The sequence below is a fragment of the Alteribacillus sp. HJP-4 genome, assembly GCF_042139015.1.
Lineage (GTDB): Bacteria > Bacillota > Bacilli > Bacillales > Marinococcaceae > JBHIKY01.
Window position 1 is genome coordinate 1 of the sequence record NZ_JBHIKY010000049.1, and the last position, 3,256, is coordinate 3,256.

General features: G+C 54.6%; 2 rRNA genes. Both read left to right on the forward strand.

Annotated elements, in window-relative coordinates:
- Positions 1-124: 124 nt before the first annotated feature.
- A 23S ribosomal RNA gene (locus ACE4RR_RS21295) occupies positions 125-3,068 on the forward strand.
- A gap of 102 nt (positions 3,069-3,170) precedes the next feature.
- Positions 3,171-3,256: ribosomal RNA gene (gene rrf, locus ACE4RR_RS21300) — 5S ribosomal RNA — on the forward strand; the annotation flags it as partial.

A 3,256-nucleotide genomic window follows, 5' to 3' on the forward strand; every position in this document is an offset into this window, starting at 1 on the left:
TTGTTCCTTGAAAACTGGATAACGAAATATTGTGAGAGCCAAAGAATCACACTTGGAGTTTTATGAGAATAAAATTCCGAGGCGTTTTTAGAGTGAGAAAACTCATGTCCAACAAACCTTTGCAGGTTAAGTTAGAAAGGGCGCACGGTGAATGCCTTGGCACTAGGAGCCGATGAAGGACGCGACGAACGGCGAAACGCCCCGCGGAGCTGTAAGTAAGCTGTGAGGCGGGGATGTCCGAATGGGGGAACCCCTCATCCGTAATGGGATGAGATCCACACCTGAACACATAGGGTGTGAGAAGGCAGACCCGGGGAACTGAAACATCTTAGTACCCGGAGGAAGAGAAAGCAAACGCGATTTCCTGAGTAGCGGCGAGCGAAACGGAATCAGCCCAAACCAGGGTGCTTGCACCCTGGGGTTGTAGGACACTCCATCGGAGTTACCAAGAAGCAGGGTAGACGAAGCGGCCTGGAATGGCCCGCGGGACACGGTAAGAGCCCGGTAGTCGAAATCCTGCTTCCTCCGGAGTGGATCCTGAGTACGGCGGAACACGAGAAATTCCGTCGGAATCCGGGAGGACCATCTCCCAAGGCTAAATACTCCCTAGTGACCGATAGTGAACCAGTACCGTGAGGGAAAGGTGAAAAGCACCCCGGAAGGGGAGTGAAAGAGATCCTGAAACCGTGTGCCTACAAGTAGTCGAAGCCCGTTTACGGGTGACGGCGTGCCTTTTGTAGAATGAACCGGCGAGTTACGATCGTATGCCAGGTTAAGCCGAAGAGGCGGAGCCGCAGCGAAAGCGAGTCTGAACAGGGCGTCTGGAGTATGCGGTCGTAGACCCGAAACCGTGTGATCTACCCATGTCCAGGGTGAAGACAGGGTAACACCTGTTGGAGGCCCGAACCCACGCAAGTTGAAAATTGCGGGGATGAGGTGTGGGTAGCGGTGAAATGCCAATCGAACTCGGAGATAGCTGGTTCTCCCCGAAATAGCTTTAGGGCTAGCCTCGGATGAAAGAGTCCTGGAGGTAGAGCACTGATTGGACTAGGGGTCCCTACCGGATTACCGAATTCAGTCAAACTCCGAATGCCAGAGACTTGTTGTCCGGGAGTCAGACTGCGAGTGCTAAGATCCGTAGTCAAGAGGGAAACAGCCCAGACCACCAGCTAAGGTCCCTAAGTCTGCGTTAAGTGGAAAAGGATGTGGAGTTGCTTAGACAACTAGGATGTTGGCTTAGAAGCAGCCATCATTGAAAGAGTGCGTAATAGCTCACTAGTCGAGTGACTCTGCGCCGAAAATGTACCGGGGCTAAACGCAGCACCGAAGCTGTGGAGACACACCATCGGGTGTGTTCTGGTAGGGGAGCGTTCAAAGGGCGGAGAAGCCGGACCGTGAGGACCGGTGGAGCGCTTTGAAGTGAGAATGCCGGTATGAGTAACGAAAAGAAGGGTGAGAATCCCTTCCGTCGAAAACCCAAGGTTTCCTGAGGAAGGTTCGTCCGCTCAGGGTTAGTCGGGACCTAAGCCGAGGCCGAAAGGCGTAGGCGATGGCAAACAGGTTGATATTCCTGTACCACCTCCTTCCCGTTTGAGTGACGGGGGGACGCAGGAAGGTAAGGCAAGCGCGCTGCTGGATATGCGCGTCCAAGCCGTGAGGCCGATGGGCAGGGAAATCCGCCCATCATGCAGGCTGAGCGGTGATGGCGAGGGAAAATGAGTACCGAAGTTCCTGATCCTCCACTGCCAAGAAAAGCCTCTAGCGAGGGAAAAGGTGCCCGTACCGCAAACCGACACAGGTAGGTGGGATGAGAATTCTAAGACGCTCGGGAGAACTCTCGTTAAGGAACTCGGCAAAATGACCCCGTAACTTCGGGAGAAGGGGTGCTCTCCAGGGTTTATCGCCCCGGAGAGCCGCAGTGAAAAGGCCCAAGCGACTGTTTATCAAAAACACAGGTCTCTGCGAAGCCGCAAGGCGAAGTATAGGGGCTGACACCTGCCCGGTGCTGGAAGGTTAAGAGGAGAGGTTATCCCCTTCGGGGAGAAGCTTCGAATTGAAGCCCCAGTAAACGGCGGCCGTAACTATAACGGTCCTAAGGTAGCGAAATTCCTTGTCGGGTAAGTTCCGACCCGCACGAAAGGTGCAACGACTTGGGCACTGTCTCAACGAGAGACCCGGTGAAATTATATTACCTGTGAAGATGCAGGTTACCCGCGACAGGACGGAAAGACCCCATGGAGCTTTACTGCAGCTTGATATTGGATTTTGGTACAGCTTGTACAGGATAGGTAGGAGCCTTGGAATCCGGACCGCCAGGTTCGGAGGAGGCGTCGGTGGGATACTACCCTGGCTGTACGGAAATTCTAACCTCGGACCGTGAACCGGTCCAGGGACAGTGTCAGGTGGGCAGTTTGACTGGGGCGGTCGCCTCCTAAACAGTAACGGAGGCGCCCAAAGGTTCCCTCAGAATGGTTGGAAATCATTCGCAGAGTGCAAAGGCAGAAGGGAGCTTGACTGCGAGACCTACAAGTCGAGCAGGGACGAAAGTCGGGCTTAGTGATCCGGCGGTACCGTATGGAAGGGCCGTCGCTCAACGGATAAAAGCTACCCTGGGGATAACAGGCTTATCTCCCCCAAGAGTCCACATCGACGGGGAGGTTTGGCACCTCGATGTCGGCTCGTCGCATCCTGGGGCTGAAGTAGGTCCCAAGGGTTGGGCTGTTCGCCCATTAAAGCGGCACGCGAGCTGGGTTCAGAACGTCGTGAGACAGTTCGGTCCCTATCCGTCGCGGGCGCAGGAAATTTGAGAGGAGCTGTCCTTAGTACGAGAGGACCGGGATGGACACACCGCTGGTGTACCAGTTGTTCCGCCAGGAGCATCGCTGGGTAGCTACGTGTGGACGGGATAAGTGCTGAAAGCATCTAAGCATGAAGCCCCCCTCAAGATGAGATTTCCCATCACGCCAAGTGAGTAAGACCCCTTGCAGAAGACAAGGTTGATAGGTCTGAGGTGGAAGCGTGGCGACACGTGCAGCTGACAGATACTAATCGGTCGAGGGCTTATCCAACGCAAAGGAAAGCGCCTCGTGACCAATCGGCTCTCTATTGATATTCGTTATCCAGTTTTGAGGGAATACATTTTCTCCTAAAGGCACCGATGTGCCGCATTGTCCGGTGACGACAGCGAAGAGGTCCCACCCGTTCCCATGCCGAACACGGAAGTTAAGCTCTTCAGCGCTGATGATAATGAAGGGGC